Raw genomic sequence first — 18,428 nt, forward strand, 5'->3', positions numbered from 1 at the left:
GGCGGCGGCTGCCGTGCGGCGGGCGCCGGTCGAGCGTCGCCGCCGGCTCGGGCGGCCGGCGCGACGTTCGGGTGGGTCAGCGGTAGTTGACGAACTGGACGGCGAAGTCGAGGTCCTCGCCCTTGATGAGCGCCTGGACCGTCTGGAGGTCGTCGCGGCTCTTGCTGGAGACGCGGAGTTCGTCGCCCTGGATCTGTGCCTTGACGCCCTTCGGGCCCTCGTCGCGGATCAGCTTCGACAGCTTCTTCGCGTTCTCCTGGGTGATCCCGGCGTTGATCGAGGCGGTGATCTTGTAGACCTTCCCGGACAGCTTCGGCTCGTCGGCGTCCAGGCCCTTCAGCGAGATCTGCCGCTTGACCAGTTTGTCCTTGAGCACGTCGAGGACGGCGTTGACCCGCTCCTCGGTGTTCGCCTGCATGTCGATCGTCTCGCCGGTCAGCTTGATGGCCGCGTCGACGTTCTTGAAGTCGAACCGCTGGCTGATCTCCTTCGCCGCCTGGTTCACGGCGTTGTCCACCTCCTGGTGATCGACCTTGTTCACGATGTCGAAGGAGGACTCCGAAGCCATGGGCAGTTCCTTTCCGATTTGCTGTCAGGGGCACTGTCTGTTGTATCGTCTCTCACGCCGGTCCACGGATCAGCAGCGCCCTGGCGGGTTGCCCGAGCGGCCAAAGGGAGCAGACTGTAAATCTGTCGGCTTATGCCTACGCAGGTTCGAACCCTGCACCCGCCACAGGAGCTAAACAGCCCCTGACCTGGAGAGATTCGGGTTGGGGGCTGTTTCGTGGTGGGGGTGTCAGACTCTTGGGGTGGAGCAGAGGCTCGGCTCGGTGGTGTTGGGGGACGGGACTGCGATTCGGTTCGCGGTGGCCGGGGTGGGGCCGGTCGTGGTTTGTGTGCCGGGGTGGGTGTCGCATCTCGAACTGGGGTGGGCGATGCCTGCGGAGCGCCTGTTCTACGAGAGTCTCGCCAATGGCCGCACGGTCGTGCGGTACGACCGGCCCGGCTGCGGGCTGTCCGGGGCGACGGATCGTTCGGACGTCGTCGAGCTTGAACTCGAGGTCATCGAGGCAGTGACCAAGGCGGTCCGTGCCGACAGGTTCGACCTGGTGGGTACGTCGTTCGGAGCGCCGCTGGCGGTGAAGTTCGCGGCCCGTCGTCCCGAGTCGGTCGACCGGCTGGTGCTGTACGGCGGTTGGGTGCAGGGCGATCAAGTCTCTCCGCCTGCTCTTCGCCAGCACTTGCTCGGGCTGGTCGAGCAGCACTGGGGATTCGCCTCCGATGTCCTGGTCGAGATCTTCGCACCCGATGCCGACGCCGGATTCCGGGCCACCTTCTCGACGTACCAACGTCAGTCGGCGTCCCCCGCGACGGCCCGGCGGCTGCTGGCCGCTTGCTACGAGATCGACGTGAGCGAGGACCTTGCCCGGATCGGCGGCGTGCAAACCACCGTGATCCACCGTGCTGACGATCGCGCGGCGCCCGTGGCGGAGGGCAAGCGATTGGCGGCCGGGATCGCCGGCGCGACCCTGAAGCTGTTGCCGGGCCGCACGCACGTGCCGTTCGCCGGCGACGTGGAGACTCTCGTCGATGCGATCCGCGCCGGCCTCGGACTACCGCGGCTGCCGCGGACGGCCCGTCCCTCGCTGACTCCGCGACAGGCAGAGGTCGCGGCCCTCGTCGTCCGCGGGTGGTCGAATCGGCAGATCGCCGAGGAACTGGTCATCACCGAACGCTCGGCCGAGTCGCACATCGAGCGGATCCTCGTGCGGATGGGCTTCCGGTCGCGCGCACAGATCGCCGCCTGGTACGCCGCGACGCACCCGACGGGCTGAAGTGCCGTATTTCCACGGCTGCCCTGGCGCTCGCCGTACCCGCAGGATGACAGCATGACCAAGACGGCGACTCAACGTGACGGGTTCACTCTGCATCCCCTCCGCGGCCGGTTCAACTCGATGTTCTTCGCGGCGCTGGGCGGCTACCTCGATCTGCAGTTGCGCAAACGGAAGACCGCGGTATTCGCCGAGCTGCCACAGACCGTGGTCGAGCTGGGCTCGGGCGTCGGTGCGAACCTGCGCTACCTGGCTCCGGGTACGCACCTCATCGCGATCGAACCGAACCGCTACATGCACCCCCGGCTCCGGCGTGCAGCCACCAGGCACGGTGTGGAGGTCGAGGTCCGCGACGTCGTCGCTGAGCGCATCGACCTGCCGGACGGGAGCGCGGACGCCGTGATCTCGAGCCTTGTCCTTTGCAGCGTGAGTGATCCGGCCGCAGTACTCGCCGAGGTACGACGCGTACTGCGGCCAGGTGGCCGGTTCAGTTTCGCCGAGCACGTCGTCGCGAAGAAGAACACGCCGACCCGGTGGGCACAGCGTGCAGTACGCCGTCCGTGGGCGTGGGTGTTCGAGGGCTGCTCGTGCGAGCGAGATCTCGCGAGCGCGATCGAATCGGCGGGCTTCGCCGGCGTCGACCTCCAGCATCACCGGATCCGTTCGCCGTTCCTGCCGTTCAACACGCACATCGCAGGCACTGCCACCGCGTAGCTCACGAGCTACTGGGCGGCCGCTGCGGAACAGCCCGTCACCATGGGGAATAGTGGTGGGGCTGTCGCAGGTTGGTTGTCTAGTCGGTTCGGCTGAGTTCCAGGTAGGAGACGCGGGCTATGAAACCCACTGAGTTCGTCAAGGTGAATGGGCAGTTCTGGGGCGAGCACCTTCGGGGCGTGAGCGAGCATCTGACGGCCAGTCACTCCCGTGAGCTGCCGGGGCCGTTGCTGTTTCCGCGGGTGATGGTGCTGACGGAGACGCCGGACTGGAACATCCTGGAGTTCACCGGGATCAGCCGGGAGTACCGCTCGCTCGAAGTACGGCGGCAGAAGGCTGCCGGCATCGATCAGTACTTCGCGGATGCCGCCGGCTCCAAGCCGGTGGTGATCCTGCGCGAGGCCGATGTCTATCAGGACGCGACGATCGCCACCGAGACCGGGCGCAGCGCTCTGCGCAGCCGCTTCCCGGGTGCCGAGGGACTGATCGGGCGGGAGCTCGTCGGCACCGGTGACGGCAAGCTGCTGCAGTTCGCCCCGGGGAACTACTCCGTGCTCAACCGCGTACTGCTCGCCTCCGGCCAGCGTCTGCACTGGACCTTCCTGGCGATCGCGATCCACCGGTCCGAGCCGGCCGACAAGTACCGCGACTTCCTGCAGAACCTGGTCAACTCCGTGCCCCACCTGGACCCGGTCGGCACGTTCGCCGTACCGCGTGGTGAGCTCGACCAGCTGCTCAAGGCGGACCCGTTCGGAAGCACGTATCACCAGGGTCTGCACAAGACGACCGTCGGGGAGTTCCTTCAGCAGCACGAGGAGATCCTGCTGTCCGCGTTCGACGCGACCCAGCTGATCCGCGAGCCGGTACTCGAGGCAGAAGACGGTACTGCGGTCACGCCCGACTTCATCCTGGAGCGCTCCGACGGGACTCACATCGTCGGTGACTTCGCGCTGCCGTTGCTGGAGACGGCGAAGGACGGCAAGAAGCGGCGGCGCTCTACGACGGCGGCCGGCGACGGTACGCAGTACGGGGAGTTCTTCAAGAACGCCGAGAACCGGGCCTTCGCGAAGACCAAGTACGGCGTGGAGCTCAACGATCCGCGGCGGCTTCTGGTGACGACCAGCCAGGACGCGGTCGAGGTCGGTGAGGCGGAGGCCGTTGAGGTCGTCGACTACGACACCGTTCTTCGGCTGTATCTGGCGGCCAAGTCGTAACACCCCGTCGGCAGATCCACAGCAAGCTCCCAGCTTGCGTGGGTCGTCGTCTCAGCAAGTCCGTGAACCATCGAGGAATCACCACTCCGCCAGGGAGCCTCGATGGACACAACGACAGGCGTACGCCGCCCCGCCGCAGCCGACCGCGGTACTACGACGCCGCCGACCCACCCAAGCGCAGGCGCGACCCCGCGGCACCCGAGCGCTGAGCTCCAGCAGCACTCGGGTGCGGCAACCCAGTACGGGGTGGGTGGGCGCGAGGCTTGGCGGCACGTGCTGGGGCGGCGGGCGCGATTTGACGCGGGTGTGCGCGTTGTTGCGGGGGCTGCGCTTTGGGTAAGCCTGTTGGTGGTCGCCTATTGGTGGGTGGCCGGTCGGGGCATCCAGGCGCTGGGCGGGTGGGAGACCGGGCTTACCTCGCTCGGGCGGCTCGGCGGTCTGTTGGCTTCGGATCTACTGCTAGTGCAAGTCCTACTGATCGCACGCGTCCCGCTGCTGGAGCGTGCGTTCGGACAGGACCGGGTGCTGCGGGTCCACCGAGTAGTCGGCTTCACCTCGTTCAACCTGATGGTGGCCCACCTGGTGCTGATCACCTGGGGCTATGCCGCCGGTAGCGCCACAAAGATCCCAAGCACCTTCTGGGACCTCATCACCGACTACCCAGGAGTCCTGCTCGCACTAGCCGGTACTGCGTGCCTGGTGCTGAGCGTGGTGACCAGCGTGCGCGCAGCGCGTCGTCGGCTGCGCTACGAGTCGTGGCATCTCCTGCACCTCTACGCCTATCTAGGAGTGGGCCTAGCTCTTCCCCATCAGCTGTGGACAGGCCAGGAGTTCATCAGCTCGCCAGCAGCCACGGCGTACTGGTGGACGCTCTGGGCCGTCGCCGCAGCCGCAGTACTGGTCTGGCGCGTCGGAGCGCCGCTGGTCAACAGTGCTCGTCACCGCCTTCGCGTAGCTGCCGTTGCGGACGAGGGAGACGGCGTGGTGTCGGTGTACCTCACTGGGCGACACCTGGATCGACTGGGCGCCGAAGCAGGGCAGTTCCTCACCTGGCGGTTCATGGACCGCACTGGGTGGACCCGCGGCAACCCGTACTCGCTGTCCGCCGCACCCAGCAGTCAGAGCCTCCGGATCTCGGTCAAGGCGCTCGGTGACAACAGTGCGTCCCTCCGAAGCTTGCGACCCGGCACACCCGTGCTGATGGAAGGCCCGTACGGCCGGCTCTCCGCGCGAGCCCGCACCGGCCGCAAGGTCGCACTGATCGGTGCTGGAGTCGGGATCACTCCATTGCGCGCACTGGCCGAAGGACTCGACTACGGCCCCGGTGAAGCCGTCCTGATCCAGCGCTACACCCGTACGCCGCTCTTCGAGCGAGAGCTCCGGATGCTCGCTGCCGAACGCGGACTCCTCGTCGGCCTGCTGCCGGGCCACCGACGCGCTCCCGATTCATGGCTCGGCCACGGCGCGGACCACCTCGATGATGTGGCGGCCCTTCGTACGTGGATCCCTGACATTGCCGACCGGGACGTCTATCTGTGCGGACCTGATCCCTGGACCGCCTCCGTGCAACGCGCAGCCGCTGCAGCCGGCGTACCCGCAGACCGCATCCATCTCGAGAACTTCACGTGGTGACCCCATGAAACGCATCGCAACCTGGCTCCTCAGCACGATCACGGTCGTCGTCCTGCTCTTCGGTTACCACACCTCGACCTCCGGCAAAGCCGCCAGCGCTCCAGCCGTGATCGGCTCCGCAAACCCCACCACCAGCTCCGGCACAGGCGCCGCGGCTTCGCCGGGTTCGGGCGGTACGCCGGAGCCGAGCTCGACCGCCTCCACGTCCACCGCGGCGACCACGGTGCAAGGCGATGTCGCCGACACGCAATGGGGTCCGGTCCAGGTCCAAGTAATCGTTGCCAACGGCAAGATCACCGACGTGTCCGTCCTGCAGTACCCCAACGGCAATGGCAAGGACCAGCAGATCAACGCGTACGCGCTGCCGGTACTCATCAACGAGACGCTCGCCAAGCAGAGCGCCGCCATCGACATGATCAGCGGCGCCACAGTCACCAGCGACGGCTACACCCGATCCCTGCAATCCGCCCTCGACAAGGCCGGCCTGTGAACGCCCCGATCGCCCGGTACGTCGAGCAGGTGATGGGTATGCCGATCAGCCTCGCGCTTCGCGGCAAGCACACGAGGGACGCGAGCGCACGCAGTACGTGGGAAGCTGTTGTCGACGAGTTGCGAGAGGTCGATCGGGTGTTCAGCACGTACCGCGCGGATTCGTTCATCTCCCGCCTCGGACGCGACGAGCTCAGCTTGCCCGACTGCCCGCCCGAGGTGAGCGAAGTGCTCGAAATCGCCAACCAGGCGGTCGAAATCTCCGATGGTGCCTTCTCTGTCTACCTGCCCGATCCCGCGGGCGGGCTGGTGTTCGACCCGAGCGGCGTGGTCAAGGGCTGGGCGGTGGAACGCGCAGCTCGCCGCTATCTCGACGGCCTCGAGGACACCGACTACTGCCTCTCCGCGGGCGGCGACATGGTCGCTCGCACTCTCGACCCAACGACCGAGCCCTGGTGTATCGGCATCGAGGATCCGCTCGATCCGAACCGGCTCGTTGCCACCGTTCCCCTGCGCACAGGAGCCGTCGCGACCGCCGGAACCAGTCACCGCGGCACCCACATCATCGACCCGCGCACCGGGCGCCCGGCGTACGGGATCGCTTCGGTCACCGTCGTCGGCGATTCGCTCACCTGGGTGGACATCGAGGCCACGGCCGCTTTTGCGCAGGGGGCGCAGGCGCTCAGTTGGCTGCGCACCCGCCCTCGACGTACCGGGTTGATCGTCTGGGCGGATGGGCAAACGACCCTCTTCGACACGAGTCATCCGGTAGGCCAAGGGGCCGGGTGATTGTCGGCGGGGATGGGTAGTTTCGGTGGCATGACGACGGATTGGGAAGCCTGGCACGCCGCGTACGACGATCCTGGATCCGGGCTGTCCCGGCGGTTGCGGATCATCCAAGGGCTGATCGGGGAGTGGCTCGACCGCACGGCGCCGAACGACGTCCGCGTGGTCAGCGCGTGTGCCGGCGACGGCAGAGACCTCTTGGGCGTACTACGGAATCGCGGCGACTCGAATCGCGTCACGGCGACCTTGCTCGAGTACGACGAACGCAACGTCGCTCGGGCCCGCTCGGCCGCCGCGGAGTTTCCGGCGATCGCAGTACGCCAGGCTGATGCCGGCCAAGGCGCCTCCTATGCGGGCGCGATCCCGGCCGACTTGGTGTTGATGGTCGGTGTCTTCGGCAACATCAGCGATGACGACATCCGCAGGACCATCGAAGCTCTACCCGGTATGTGCAACCCAGGTGCCTTGGTGATCTGGACGCGCCATCGAGGTGCTCCCGATTTCACCCCGACGATCCGCGAATGGTTCGCCGCCAACGACTTCACCGAGGAGTCCTTCCACGCCCCCGACGACCTGGAAATCGGCGTAGGCTCCCACCGCTTCACCGGCACCCCACCCCACCAAAACCCCACCCAACACCTCTTCACCTTCACCCACTAACCCACCCGCCACTAACCCACCGGCTCCACCGCGCGCCCCTCGCCGAGTGGCTTTGGAGGTCTCCACCAGCACCGTTTGTAGGTCAGTGCTGACACCACCCGGACCAGGAGGGCACCTTAGTGTTGGTGGGAGTTGACAACACCCTGGCGGGCGCGCAAGCGGAGCGAGTCCGAGCAGATTGAGCGGAGGTGGGCGCATGTCGGCGACGAAGCTCCTGGTACTCGGTGTCGTGCACCTCTCCGGCGGCGCGCATGGCTACCAGGTGCGGTCCGAACTGCAGAGCTGGGGTGTGGAGATTTGGGCCAAGATCAAGCCCGGCTCGATTTATCATGCGCTGAAGAAGGCGGCGGCTGATGGCCTCCTCACCGAACACCCCGAGCCGGGCAACTCCGGGCCGGAGCGCGTTCTGTACCGCGCGACAGCTCGGGGACGTGACGAGATAGTCGAACTTGTCCGCGACGGTCTGCGGCGCACCCACGACCCGGCCATGCTCAACGCGGCCATCGCCATGTTGCCCATGCTGACCAGGACAGATGCCATCGCGCACGTCAACGAGCGGGTCGCGCGCCTGGAAGCGGAGCTCGTAGAGCAGGCCAAGTGGCGGGAGCACCCCAATCGGGACACCCCCGAGCACGTCCGCGATCAGGCCGAACTGTGGGCGGGACACGCACGCACCGAACTGGAGTGGGCGAAGAGCCTGAGCAAACGACTGGCTGAGGGCGCCTACACCATGGCCGATGATCCGGGTTCGTGGCGAACGGTCGCCGATCACCTCAAGATGCGCTTCTAATCAAACTTGACTAGACGTTCCTCTTCGTGCACTCTGGCCAAGTAACCAAACTTGACTAGTGCTCAACCAATCCGTTCGCAACACCGAGAGAAGGACTCGAACCCATGGGAAAGCTCGCGATCGAGACGAGAGGGTTGAAGAAAAGCTTCGGCAAGACCCACGCGGTCGCCGGTGTGGACCTGGCCGTGAGCGCCGGGGGCGTGTACGGCGTGCTCGGTCCGAACGGGGCGGGCAAGACCACCACGATCCGCATGCTGGCCACGCTCCTGCGCCCCGATGCCGGAGAGGCGCAAGTGCTCGGCTACGACGTCGTGCGTGACGCCCGGGCGGTGCAGAGCAGGGTGGGCCTCACCGGGCAGTTCGCGTCGGTCGACGAGGACCTCACCGGGGTGGAGAACCTGTTGCTGCTCGCCAGGTTGCTCGGCTACTCACGCCGCCGAGGCAGGGAGCGGGCGGCCGACCTGCTCGACGCGTTCGGTCTTGCCGAGGCGGCCGACCGGCAGGTGAAGAAGTACTCCGGCGGGATGCGCAGGCGCATCGACATCGCGGCGAGCCTGGTCGTCACCCCCGAACTGATCTTCCTCGACGAGCCCACGACCGGGCTCGACCCGCGCAGCAGGAACCAGGTCTGGGAGATCGTCAGGGGCATGGTCGCCGAGGGCGCCACCGTGTTGCTGACCACGCAGTACCTCGACGAGGCCGACCAGCTGGCCGACCGGATCGCGGTGATCGACCACGGGAAGGTGATCGCCGAGGGCTCGAGTGGCGAGCTCAAGGCATCGGTCGGTGCCGGCTCGCTGCACGTACGGCTACGTGCGCCCGAGCAGCGGGCCGAGGCCGAACGGGTCCTCGCCGGCGTCCTCGAGGTGCCGGCCGAGCCGTCCGCCGACCCGTCCGCGCTGTCCGCGCGGATCTCCGACCCCGAGCGGGTCGCCCGCGCCCTGGCCGAGCTGTCCCGCAGCGGCATCGACGTCACCGAGTTCGCGCTCGGTCAGCCGAGCCTGGACGAGGTGTTCCTCACCCTGACCGGACACGCCGCCGAGGAGGATGCCGCATGAATGCCACGACCGCGGAACAGGCGTCGGCGCCGGTCACCGAGGACGCGCTGCGCAGTGTGCTGTTGGCAGGCGAGCGGCCGTCGCGCCCCGGCCCGGTGCTCACCTCGCTGACGTTCGGCTGGCGCGCTTTGCTGAAGATCAAACACGTGCCCGAGCAGCTCGTCGACGTGACCATGTTCCCGATCATGTTCACGCTGATGTTCACCTACCTGTTCGGTGGCGCGCTCGCCGGGTCGACTCAGGAGTACCTGCAGTTCCTGCTGCCCGGCATCCTGGTGCAGGCGAACGTCATGATCACCATGAACACCGGCATCACGCTGAACACCGACATCCAGAAGGGGGTGTTCGACAGGTTCAGGTCACTTCCGGTGTGGCGACCGTCGCCGCTGGTCGGCGCCCTGCTCGGCGATCTGGTGCGCTACTCGATCGGGTCGGCGATCGTGATCACGCTCGGACTGGTCCTAGGGTTCCGGCCGGAGGGTGGCGCCGTCGGGGTGGTGCTCTCGGTGGTGCTGCTACTGGTGTTCTCGTTCTGCCTGTCGTGGCTGTGGACGATGCTCAGCCTGATCCTGCGCACGCCGAACTCGGTGGCGGGGGTCAGCATGATGGTGATGTTCCCGCTCACGTTCGTGAGCAACATCTTCGTGGACCCGAAGACGATGCCCGGGTGGATGCAGGCGGTCGTCGAGGTCAACCCGATCACCCACCTGGCGACCGTGGTACGCGGCCTGATGGACGGCTCGGTCCCGGCCGGGGAAATCGGCTGGGTGCTCGTCTCGTCCGTACTTCTCGTCGCGGTGTTCGGTCCCATCACCATGGTCCTCTACCGCAACAAGAAGTAGATGCCGCTACCGCGAGCACTTGGTCGAAATCAGCTCCGACAACCCGGCCCACTCGGCCAACGCCATCACCGGTACCAGGCCCGGACACGACAAGGAGAGCCGAATGAGCACCATCCCCAAGAACAACTTGGAAACCGTTGCGCACACGCCCGGGCGGGCGAGCAGCATCGGGGTCTGGATTCTGCAAGTCGTGCTGGCGGCGATCATCGCCGGCGGCGGAATCTCGAAGCTCGCCGGCGACCCGGTCATGGTGGACATGTTCGCCGACATCGGGGCTGGCCAGTGGCTCCGGTACCTGGTCGGAGCGCTGGAGGTCGCGGGAGGGGTTGGACTCCTGATCCCGGCTCTGGCGGGCCTGGCCAGTCTCGGGTTGGCGGCATTGCTGACCGGTGCTGTCATCACCGATCAGTTCGTGCTCGAGCAGAGCCCTTGGCTGCCGCTCGCCTGTCTCGCCGTGGCGGCCGTGATCGCAAGGGCGCGGTGGTCGCGCACCGAGGCCGTCGTCGGCACGCTGCTCAGGCGCTGAGACAAACCTCTCGAACGGAGATGTGAGATGAACGAGATGGACTTTCGCGTGACATCAAACGATGGCACCACCATCGCCTACGACCGGAAGGGAAGCGGCCCGGCTGTCGTCCTGGTAGGCGGCGCACAGGACGACGGAGCCGAGAACGCTCCCTTGGTACCTGCTCTCGCCGAGCACTTCACGGTTTACAACTATGCCCGTCGGGGACGCGGCGCGAGCGGCTTCACCGAGCCCTACGCCGTGGAAAGGGAGATCGAGGACCTGGATGCGTTGATCGCGGAGGCGGGCGGCTCGGCGCACCTGTTCGGGGCGTCCTCTGGTGGCGCTCTGGCGCTGGAAGCCGCCGCGGCCGGGTCAGCCATCGACACGATCGCCGTGTGGGAGGTGCCCTACGCGGTCGGAGACGACATACGCCCGCGATTCGAGGAGTACGTCGCGGACACCCGACGCGCCTTCGACGCCGGGCGAGACGAGGAGGTTCTCGAACTGTTCATGCGCATGACCGGCGCCTCCGACGACAACATCGCGGCCAGGAAAGCGGCAGGCAAGAAGACGGCGCATTGGGCGGATTCGGTCGCCCTCGCGCCCACGCTGGTCCACGACAGCGTCTTCGACAACCGCTACCAATTGCCGACCGATCGACTGGCAACGGTCACCCAACCGGTCCTGGTCACCACCGGAGGACCGATCACGGTCCCCTACATGGCAGGCCTGCCCTCGGACTTCTTCGACCGCGCAGCCGACGAGCTTGCAGACCTACTACCCCACGCTCAACGGGAGACCCTCGACGGGCCGGATCACGTCGTCGACCCACAGACCATCGGCCCACTGTTGCTACGGTTCTTCAGCAGCGAACACTGAGAGGCCCGCGAGGTGGTGCGGGAAGACCGATTAGGCACCGCGCAAGCAGATCTTCGTCGCGCCAGGGACACGGGGCGGACAGGTGGTGCCGAGGTTGATGTCGTCGGCGGCATCACAGGCCTGATCCTGGGCGTGCTCGTCACCAACGTCTTCGTCGCCGCGCAAGGCCGGGCCGTCGTACTGACCTGGGCTTCAGTGGGAGTCGACCTGGCCTACTCGCGGCTCATCGGCTCCGTCGTCGGTCGTACCCCGCACTCCGCGCCGACTTAGTACCGCCCACCGAACCCCTGCGCAGCACATGACCAGGCACCTCGGCAGGGCCAGTGATTCCGGGCTGTGGTCGCATGCGGTCACCATTCCCGGGCGGTGGCCCGGTGCCGAAAGTGCGTCCAATGAGTCCTTCGGCGGCTGGACCAAGACCTTCACCGACCCCCGGCTATGCGCAGCCATCGTCGACCGACTCACCTTCGGCGGCACCATCCTCGAGACCGGCACCGACTCCTACCGTCTGGCCCAAGCCACAAGGCAGCGGACAACCTGACACCCGTCGGGAGCGGAAGCGGTGTCGACGCAAACCAACATCCGCGGCACCGACACGTGCCCGGCGGTGTCAGAACTCGCCAACAAGCGGTGTCGGACGAAACCTCCGCAGCCAGCCGACAGACGGATCGGTCCCGCCGGCTGCTCCCCGCCCGTCAGCCGGTCCGACTGCCCGCACTTTCCCCCGCTCAGGCGTCCGTCCGACTGCCTGCCCTTCACCGACGAACGCACCCGCCCCACCGCGCGCTCTACGTCTCGTGCGCTTTCTCGGCGTTCTGCCCTTGGTTTTAGGGGTGTTTGGGGGTGGCGGCGGTGACTATGCGGTTGAGGGCTGCGAGGACGTGGGAGCGGTGGCTGGGAGTGAGGTCTGTGGTGAGGGCCTCGACTCGCCCCGCGTAGGCGTCGTGTGCCTGGTGGGCGAGGGTGCGGCCTTCGTCGGTGAGGGCGATCTGGCACGCGCGGCGGTCGGTGGGGTGGGCGGACCGCGCGACCAGCGAACGGCGTTCCAGCCGGTCGACCATGCTGGTGAGGCTGGAGCGCTCGATGCTCATGATCCGGCTCAGCTCGGTCATGCCGAGCGGTCCGTCGAGAAGCACGCAGATCAGGTGCGCCTGCTGAGGCGTCAAGCCGAGCGGCCGGCTCGTCTCGGCGTACAGGTCCTGGAGTACGTGCATCAAGGTCACCAGGGAGCCGACCAGCTCCGTGTCTCTCGCCGTCTTGGTTGCCACCCCTCCACTGTAGTCCGCAGACCGAACTGTTTGTGCTTCTAATAGTTCGTAGGGCTAGTATTTAGGTCTACGAAGTATCTACGGACGGAGACAGACAATGAACGTGCGCTTCGGCTACGGCTCACCCGCCGAACTCGGCGAGTTGAGCGAAATACTGCGCTTGGCCGAGCAGGCCGACCGGGACGGTCTCGACCACTTCTCGACCTCGGACCATCCGTACCTGGCTGAGCGCCTCGACGGCTACGCCATGGTCGGCTTCCTGCTCGGCCGGACCGAAAGGATTGCCGGCTTCGTCAACGTGACGAACCTGCCGCTCCGCCCGGCGCCCATCCTGGCGCGGACCGCGGCAACGCTGACCGCGATGTCCGAGGGCCGGTTCATCCTGGGGCTCGGCGCAGGGGGAGCGTGGGATCGGATCACCACGATGGGAGTGCCGCGCCTCACGCCCGCAGGGGCAGTCGAGGCCTTCGAGGAAGCGATGGTGCTGGTCCGCCAGCTGTCCGGCGGAGGACCGGCGGTTACGTCCGGGACTCACTACCCAGTCAAAGGTCTCGCGGCTTCTCCGGTCCGAGCGCCGGAGATCTGGACCGGCTCTGTCGGCCCCAAATCATTGGTGGCGACTGGTCGACAGGCCGACGGCTGGATCCCAGGCCACGCGGCCGACTGGTTGAGCGAGCCGTACCTGCGATCCCGCGCGATCATCGACGAGGCCGCGCTGGCGGTCGGACGAAAGCCCACCGAGATCGCGACGATCTACAACTTCCCCGGCGCTATCACCGCCCGGCCGCTACCCCGCACCCGCGACGACGACGGCCGCTGGATCGGCGGCTCCACAGACCAGTGGATCGAAGAACTCACCGGTGCCGTCCTCGAACACAGCGCCGCCGGCTTCACCCTCTTCCCCACCGGCCCCGACCCGTACGACACCACCCTCAAGCGCTGGTCCCAGGAAATCGCCCCCGCCGTCCGAGCCGCAACCGGATCACGCTAGTTCGCCGACGAGCAGCAGGGCACGCTAGTCCGCCGACCAGCCAGCAGCCGACCGGTAAGCAGACGACCGGTCAGCAGGCGACCGAGCCGAGGCCGACCGAGCAGCAGCCGACCGGGATGCAGCCGATCGAGCAGCAGGCGACTGGGCAGCAGGCGACCGGGCAGCCGATCGAGCAGCAGGGGGCCGAGCAGCAACAGGTCACGTTAGTTCGCCGACTGAGTACTCGCCGCCGAGCACTTGGCTGTGCTCTCGGAAGCCTCGCCGATAGCTGAATCGGACCCCTGACGAGATCAGCGGGCGTTGGGCGCTGCTGACCCGGAAATGCAGATAGATGACAGCGCCAAGGTCGGCATGCGCGCCGATCCGTTGTCCCGCGATCGGCGTGGACTTGTGCCGTGCGGGGTCGGCGCCCTCACCGCGGCCGGTCGCCCAGCACGCCGGAACACCGTCGAGGAACTCGGCCGTCTTGTACACCCTGGCTTCGACGAACTCGAGTCCGGCCGGCGTCTGATCGGGTGCGGCGGCGAGGAGTTCGAGTGCCCGGCCGGATCGATTGATCGGGGTCGGGGCCAGGAAGTAGACGTCAGCACCCTGCCGCACGTCATCCATGCGGATCCCCAGGCTGCCTCCGGACTCGTCCAGAGCCGCGCCGCTCCGGGCATCGAAGATCCAGGCCCCACCGAGCACGGCCAGCACCGCGACCACCGGTACGCCGAAACTCAGAAAGCGCTTCCGCATAGCTCCCCCTCGGAACGTGACCACTACGTCACCAACAGTAGGCATCGCAGGTGTCAGGCCGGCCGTCGTCGCGTTGGTCAATGCCGGGGGCTGGCCGCGGCGGCACCCGGTGGCGGGCGGCGGCTCGGCAGGCCAGTCGTCGAGCTGGCTGCGTCCAGGAGCTGTCCGCGGTGGCGCCGAGGCGGATGGTGTCTCGGCCGGCGACGCAGGTGGCGAGCGAAAGCTGACAACTCGTCTTCAGGTGAAAAGTGACAACTCGTCTTCAGTTGAAAGGTGATTGCTTGTCTTCAGTTGAGAGTGGCGAGTTCTTCGGGGGTGAGGTGGAGGGCGGCGGTGGCGATGTTCTGGGCCAGGTGGGTGGGGTTGCCGGTGCCGGGGATGGCTAGGACGTGGGGGCCTTGGTGGAGGGTCCAGGCGAGGCGGATCTGGGCGGGGGTCGCGTCGTGGGCGGCAGCTAAAGCCTCGATGGCCGCGGTGTGGTCGGTGGTCGGGCCGCCTTCGCGTTGCGAGCCGGCGATCGCGAAGAACGGGACGAAGGCGATGCCGCGTTCGCCGCAGAGACCGAGGAACTTGTCGTCCTCGCGGTGGGTGTCGATGCTGTAGCTGTTCTGGACGCAGACGACAGGTGCGATCGCCTGCGCCTCGTCGAGGTGAGCGGGGCTGACGTTGGAGATACCGAGGTGCCGGATCAACCCGGCGTCGCGCAGTTCGGTGAGCCAGCCGAAGCGGTCGGCGATCGATTCGCCGGGCCGGTTCATGATCCGCAGGTTGACCACGTCGAGGTGCTCGCGGCCGAGCTGGCGGAGGTTCTCCTCGACCTGGGTTCGCAGTTCGGCCGGCGTGGTCGCGTTGTAGAACCCGCGCTCGTCGACGCCCGGGCCGACCTTGGTGGTGATGACAAGACCTTCCGGGTACGGCGAGAGCGCCTCGCGGATCAGCTCGTTGGCAAACCGCTCCGGCCCCTCGCCGACTCCCAGGGTGCCGCCGGGCGAACGGTAGAACGCAGCCGTGTCGATGTGATTCACGCCCAGCTCGACCGCACGACGTAGTACCCGAATGGCCACTTCGCGATCCGGGTTCGCGGTGATGCGCATCGCGCCGAACCCGAGTCGGTTGACGGTGAGATCGCCCAGAGTCCACGTACCCGCGGCAGTCGCGGAAAGGTCAGCAGCCATTCCTCGACCCTAGTGCGCAGGTCCAACGGCGCAGGTCATTCCTCGATCGCGCCGCCGACGCCGCGGAGGTGCTCGCGGAACGTCAGCCCCGGCCGCTCGGCTCGGGCCGCGAGGTAAGCGTCGAAACCCAGCTGCTCGCGCAACGTAGTACCGGCTTTGATGAGTTCGGACTGACGGCGTTCGGTGTCGCGGATCGATTCGGCGAGGCCGAAGAGTTCGTCGACGCGATCGGCCGGGACGAAGGTGATGCCGTCTTCGTCGCCCAGTACTACGTCGTCGCGCGTGACTGTCCATTCGCCGACGGTCGCGAACTCCAGCGCGTCCGACGGCAGCGGGTCGAGGCGGAGCGGGCCGGTCGGCATCGCGCCGAGGCTGTAGACGGGCAGGCCGATCTCTTTGATGTCGACGGTGTCGCGGTGCAACCCCCACAGAACGAGACCGGAAAGACCGGCCGCCTTGGCCTCCGCGGCGACCAGGTCACCTGCACAGGCCTCGTCCCGTCGGGCAGCGTTGTCGACGACCAGTACGTCGCCTGGCGCTGCCGACCCGAATGCCTCCAGGAAGATGTCGACGCTACCCACGTGCTGAACCGGCAGCACCCGCCCGGCGATCCGGGCTGGGAACACGGCGGTCAGAGAAACCGTCCGGACCGGGATGTGCAACCGAAGACAGGCATCGGCGACGTGGGCACACGTCAGCTTTGCGAACCGCTCGTGAAGTTCCGCCATGACTCGTCCCCTTCGCTCGCTGATTGCCTGACCTTAGTCAGCGAATCGATACGGCACCACAGTTCCGCCGTACTGCGTCGCGGTCGCGAGCCGCGGGGCTAGTGGTCGAGGAAGGCGAGGATTTCGGCGAGGGGTGGTTGGTCGGTGGTGTCGACCGTGAGAGTGGGGACGGGCAGGGTGATCGGGTCGTAGGTCGTGTGGGTGCGGCGGTGGGCGTCGAGGTCGGGCGTGACTTCGTGGGCTCTGCGGAGCGGGTTGGCGGCGGCGCGGGTGGTGATTCGGTCCAGGGCGACGTCGGGGGAGACCGTGCACCGGATGATGCGGAGGTCGGCCGAGTCGAGGAGCGGGGTCAGGCCGGGGCGCCAGAGGCGGTCCTGGAAGGCGGCTTCGGCGACGACCGTCGTACCGCGGTCGATCAGCAGGCCGATCACGTCGAAGAACGTGGCGAGCGTGCGCAGGCTGAGCGGATCCGAGTCGCCCGGCGCGAAGTCGGTCGTCGCGTGGACCATGCCTTCCTTGATCTCGTCGCGGCAGATCGCCGGACAGCCGATCGCCCGCGCGACCTCGTGCGCCAGCGTCGTCTTCCCCGTCCCGGGCGGCCCACTGATCACCACAAGCATCGGCTTCGAACGCACCGCCGCACCCTAACGCGTGGAAGCCTTGCGAGTACGGCCGAACAGGTGGGAAGTGTCGGTGGGTTTGCCTAGTGTCAGGGATGCGGCCGGGTTGGTCGGGCGGTGGGGATCGGGTGGGTGGAGTGAAGGTGTGACTACGTATTCGGCGGTGCGGACGACCGGGATCTACTGTCGGCCCGGGTGTGGGGCGAAGCCGTTGGCGGAGAACGTGCGGACGTTCGAAGTGGCTGCCGCGGCTGAGGCCGAGGGGTATCGCGCGTGCTTGCGGTGCCGGCCGTACCGGGTAGCGGGGACCGTCGCGGACGACGCGCCCGAGTTGGTGTGCCGCGCGGTGCAGCTGATCATCTCGGGCGTCCTCGACGCCGCGGACGAGACCGCGCTCGGCGCGCAACTGGGGATGTCGGCGAGACATCTGCGGCGGCTGTTCAACGATCATCTCGGCGTGACGCCGGATCAGTTCGCGCGGTCCCGGCGGGCGCATTTCGCCAGGCGGTTGCTGGACGACTCGGAGTTGACGATCGCGGACATCGCCTTCGCCTCCGGATTCGGGAGTCTTCGGCAGTTCAATCGGGCGATGCGGGAGGTGTTCCGCGCGACGCCGCGGGAGCTGCGCGAACGGCGTCGCCGCTCGGACCGGCTGGCCGCGGACGGTGGTCTCGTACTGCGTATGCCGTACTCGCCGCCGTACGACTGGGACGCGATGACCGCGTTCCTCGCCAGGAACGCGGTGCCGGGAGTCGAGTCGGTCGTCGATGGTGTCTATCGCCGGACGATCGCGCTCGACGGCGACCTGGGGATGCTGGAGATCGGGCCCGGAGGTGTCGATCATCTGCTGCTGAAGGCTCATCTTCCTTACTGGGAAGGGGCGATCCACGTGGTCGAACGAGCCGGCTGCCTCGTCGGGCTGACCACCGAACCGATCCTCGCGACCGCTCAACTCGCCGGCGACCCCGTCATCGGCCCACTCATCAAGGCCCGCCCGGGGGTGCGAGTTCCCGGCGCTTGGGGTCCTTTTGAAGTCGCCATACAAGCAGTTGTCACGCACCATCCGGCGCTCATGACGCCGGCGATGGGGGCGGAAGTGCTCAGGCGGGTGGTTGAGGGGGCGGGGGTGGTGGTGAGTGGGCTGGGGTTCGGGTTGACGCATGCGTTTCCGTCGGCAGAGGCGGTGGCCGGGGCGGAGCTGTACGGCGTACCGGAGGAGGTGGGCCGGACGGTCAGGGCCCTCGCCGGTGAAGTTGCTGAGGGCAACTTGTCGTTGGCGGCGTGTGCGCCGTTGGAGGAGTTGACCGGCGCGTTGCTGGCGATCGACGGTGTGAGTGAGACGGCGGCTCAGTGGATCGCGTTGCGGCTCGGTGCTCGCGATGCTTCACCGAAGACGAAGGAGCCCAACGAGGAATGGCGCCCGTGGCGCGCGCTCGCCACGATGCAGTTGGAGGCCGCAGAACAAACCGCCTGACAGACAGACGGCCGCCGTCACCCGCGGTGG

General features: G+C 67.3%; 22 protein-coding genes and 1 tRNA gene. 17 read left to right on the top strand and 6 right to left on the bottom strand.

Annotation, left to right across the window (positions count from 1 at the left end):
- Nucleotides 1-76 precede the first annotated feature (76 nt).
- Entirely contained in the window at nucleotides 77-568 is a 492-nt protein-coding gene (locus tag EV138_RS21585; protein ID WP_133980649.1) for a YajQ family cyclic di-GMP-binding protein, read from the bottom strand.
- A gap of 82 nt (nucleotides 569-650) precedes the next feature.
- On the opposite strand from EV138_RS21585, the gene EV138_RS21590 reads away from it, so the two are divergent.
- The 15 genes from EV138_RS21590 to EV138_RS38670 all read left to right on the top strand — a co-directional run bounded on the left by EV138_RS21590 (nucleotide 651) and on the right by EV138_RS38670 (nucleotide 11,945).
- Nucleotides 651-733 (top strand) — tRNA-Tyr (locus tag EV138_RS21590).
- 76 nt (nucleotides 734-809) lie between these two features.
- Nucleotides 810-1,835, top strand: a complete 1,026-nt coding sequence (locus tag EV138_RS21595; RefSeq protein ID WP_202866787.1) for an alpha/beta fold hydrolase — start codon at nucleotides 810-812, stop codon at nucleotides 1,833-1,835.
- A gap of 54 nt (nucleotides 1,836-1,889) precedes the next feature.
- Nucleotides 1,890-2,546 carry a class I SAM-dependent methyltransferase gene (locus EV138_RS21600; protein WP_133980651.1) on the top strand — a complete coding sequence of 219 codons (657 nt, stop codon included), beginning with the start codon at nucleotides 1,890-1,892 and terminating at the stop codon, nucleotides 2,544-2,546.
- Between the two features lie 119 nt (nucleotides 2,547-2,665).
- Complete coding sequence (locus EV138_RS21605; RefSeq protein WP_133980652.1) at nucleotides 2,666-3,760, top strand: hypothetical protein; 1,095 nt, start codon at nucleotides 2,666-2,668, stop codon at nucleotides 3,758-3,760.
- Nucleotides 3,761-3,862: 102 nt separating this feature from the next.
- A complete protein-coding gene (locus EV138_RS21610; RefSeq protein WP_133980653.1) occupies nucleotides 3,863-5,392 on the top strand; it encodes a ferredoxin reductase family protein in 1,530 nt (509 codons plus the stop codon).
- 4 nt (nucleotides 5,393-5,396) lie between these two features.
- Nucleotides 5,397-5,882 (top strand): FMN-binding protein, encoded by a 486-nt coding sequence (locus EV138_RS21615; protein WP_133980654.1) that lies wholly within the window; start codon nucleotides 5,397-5,399, stop codon nucleotides 5,880-5,882.
- Nucleotides 5,879-6,670, top strand: a complete 792-nt coding sequence (locus EV138_RS21620; RefSeq protein ID WP_238158272.1) for an FAD:protein FMN transferase — start codon at nucleotides 5,879-5,881, stop codon at nucleotides 6,668-6,670. The genes EV138_RS21615 and EV138_RS21620 overlap by 4 nt, the downstream gene beginning before the upstream one ends.
- 30 nt (nucleotides 6,671-6,700) lie before the next feature.
- Complete coding sequence (locus EV138_RS21625) at nucleotides 6,701-7,327, top strand: class I SAM-dependent methyltransferase (protein WP_133980655.1); 627 nt, start codon at nucleotides 6,701-6,703, stop codon at nucleotides 7,325-7,327.
- A gap of 196 nt (nucleotides 7,328-7,523) precedes the next feature.
- The gene (locus tag EV138_RS21630) at nucleotides 7,524-8,117 is read left to right on the top strand and encodes a PadR family transcriptional regulator (RefSeq protein ID WP_133980656.1); all 594 of its coding nucleotides are present in this window, start codon (nucleotides 7,524-7,526) and stop codon (nucleotides 8,115-8,117) included.
- A 104-nt stretch (nucleotides 8,118-8,221) separates the two neighbouring features.
- A complete protein-coding gene (locus EV138_RS21635) occupies nucleotides 8,222-9,175 on the top strand; it encodes an ATP-binding cassette domain-containing protein (protein ID WP_133980657.1) in 954 nt (317 codons plus the stop codon).
- The gene (locus EV138_RS21640; RefSeq protein ID WP_133980658.1) at nucleotides 9,172-10,017 is read left to right on the top strand and encodes an ABC transporter permease; all 846 of its coding nucleotides are present in this window, start codon (nucleotides 9,172-9,174) and stop codon (nucleotides 10,015-10,017) included. Before EV138_RS21635 ends, EV138_RS21640 begins: the two co-directional genes overlap by 4 nt.
- A 103-nt stretch (nucleotides 10,018-10,120) precedes the next feature.
- On the top strand, nucleotides 10,121-10,543 hold the full coding sequence (locus EV138_RS21645) for a DoxX family protein (protein WP_133980659.1): 423 nt from the start codon (nucleotides 10,121-10,123) through the stop codon (nucleotides 10,541-10,543).
- A 48-nt stretch (nucleotides 10,544-10,591) separates the two neighbouring features.
- Nucleotides 10,592-11,404 (top strand): alpha/beta fold hydrolase, encoded by an 813-nt coding sequence (locus tag EV138_RS21650; protein ID WP_238158273.1) that lies wholly within the window; start codon nucleotides 10,592-10,594, stop codon nucleotides 11,402-11,404.
- Between the two features lie 15 nt (nucleotides 11,405-11,419).
- Complete coding sequence (locus tag EV138_RS21655; protein ID WP_133980661.1) at nucleotides 11,420-11,674, top strand: hypothetical protein; 255 nt, start codon at nucleotides 11,420-11,422, stop codon at nucleotides 11,672-11,674.
- A gap of 28 nt (nucleotides 11,675-11,702) precedes the next feature.
- Nucleotides 11,703-11,945, top strand: a complete 243-nt coding sequence (locus EV138_RS38670) for an ATP-binding protein (protein ID WP_439648996.1) — start codon at nucleotides 11,703-11,705, stop codon at nucleotides 11,943-11,945.
- A gap of 286 nt (nucleotides 11,946-12,231) precedes the next feature.
- Here the strand turns inward: EV138_RS38670 and EV138_RS21665 are convergent, their stop codons facing one another.
- Complete coding sequence (locus EV138_RS21665; RefSeq protein ID WP_238158274.1) at nucleotides 12,232-12,672, bottom strand: MarR family winged helix-turn-helix transcriptional regulator; 441 nt, start codon at nucleotides 12,670-12,672, stop codon at nucleotides 12,232-12,234.
- 97 nt (nucleotides 12,673-12,769) lie between these two features.
- Between EV138_RS21665 and EV138_RS21670 the strand changes: the two genes are divergently transcribed.
- Nucleotides 12,770-13,663: an LLM class flavin-dependent oxidoreductase gene (locus tag EV138_RS21670; RefSeq protein ID WP_133980662.1), complete on the top strand. Its 894-nt coding sequence runs from the start codon at nucleotides 12,770-12,772 to the stop codon at nucleotides 13,661-13,663.
- Nucleotides 13,664-13,861: 198 nt separating this feature from the next.
- Here the strand turns inward: EV138_RS21670 and EV138_RS21680 are convergent, their stop codons facing one another.
- The 4 genes from EV138_RS21680 to EV138_RS21695 all read right to left on the bottom strand — a co-directional run bounded on the left by EV138_RS21680 (nucleotide 13,862) and on the right by EV138_RS21695 (nucleotide 16,939).
- Nucleotides 13,862-14,401 carry a hypothetical protein gene (locus EV138_RS21680; RefSeq protein WP_133980663.1) on the bottom strand — a complete coding sequence of 180 codons (540 nt, stop codon included), beginning with the start codon at nucleotides 14,399-14,401 and terminating at the stop codon, nucleotides 13,862-13,864.
- Between the two features lie 287 nt (nucleotides 14,402-14,688).
- Nucleotides 14,689-15,576 (bottom strand): aldo/keto reductase, encoded by an 888-nt coding sequence (locus EV138_RS21685; protein WP_133980664.1) that lies wholly within the window; start codon nucleotides 15,574-15,576, stop codon nucleotides 14,689-14,691.
- A gap of 35 nt (nucleotides 15,577-15,611) precedes the next feature.
- Nucleotides 15,612-16,304, bottom strand: a complete 693-nt coding sequence (locus EV138_RS21690) for an RraA family protein (RefSeq protein ID WP_133980665.1) — start codon at nucleotides 16,302-16,304, stop codon at nucleotides 15,612-15,614.
- A gap of 98 nt (nucleotides 16,305-16,402) precedes the next feature.
- Entirely contained in the window at nucleotides 16,403-16,939 is a 537-nt protein-coding gene (locus tag EV138_RS21695; RefSeq protein WP_238158275.1) for a P-loop nucleotide/nucleoside kinase family protein, read from the bottom strand.
- Nucleotides 16,940-17,069: 130 nt separating this feature from the next.
- Between EV138_RS21695 and EV138_RS21700 the strand changes: the two genes are divergently transcribed.
- Nucleotides 17,070-18,398 carry an AlkA N-terminal domain-containing protein gene (locus EV138_RS21700; RefSeq protein ID WP_133980666.1) on the top strand — a complete coding sequence of 443 codons (1,329 nt, stop codon included), beginning with the start codon at nucleotides 17,070-17,072 and terminating at the stop codon, nucleotides 18,396-18,398.
- The last annotated feature ends 30 nt before the right edge of the window (nucleotides 18,399-18,428 follow it).

It is taken from the genome of Kribbella voronezhensis, from assembly GCF_004365175.1.
GTDB classification, from domain to species: Bacteria; Actinomycetota; Actinomycetes; order Propionibacteriales; family Kribbellaceae; genus Kribbella; species Kribbella voronezhensis.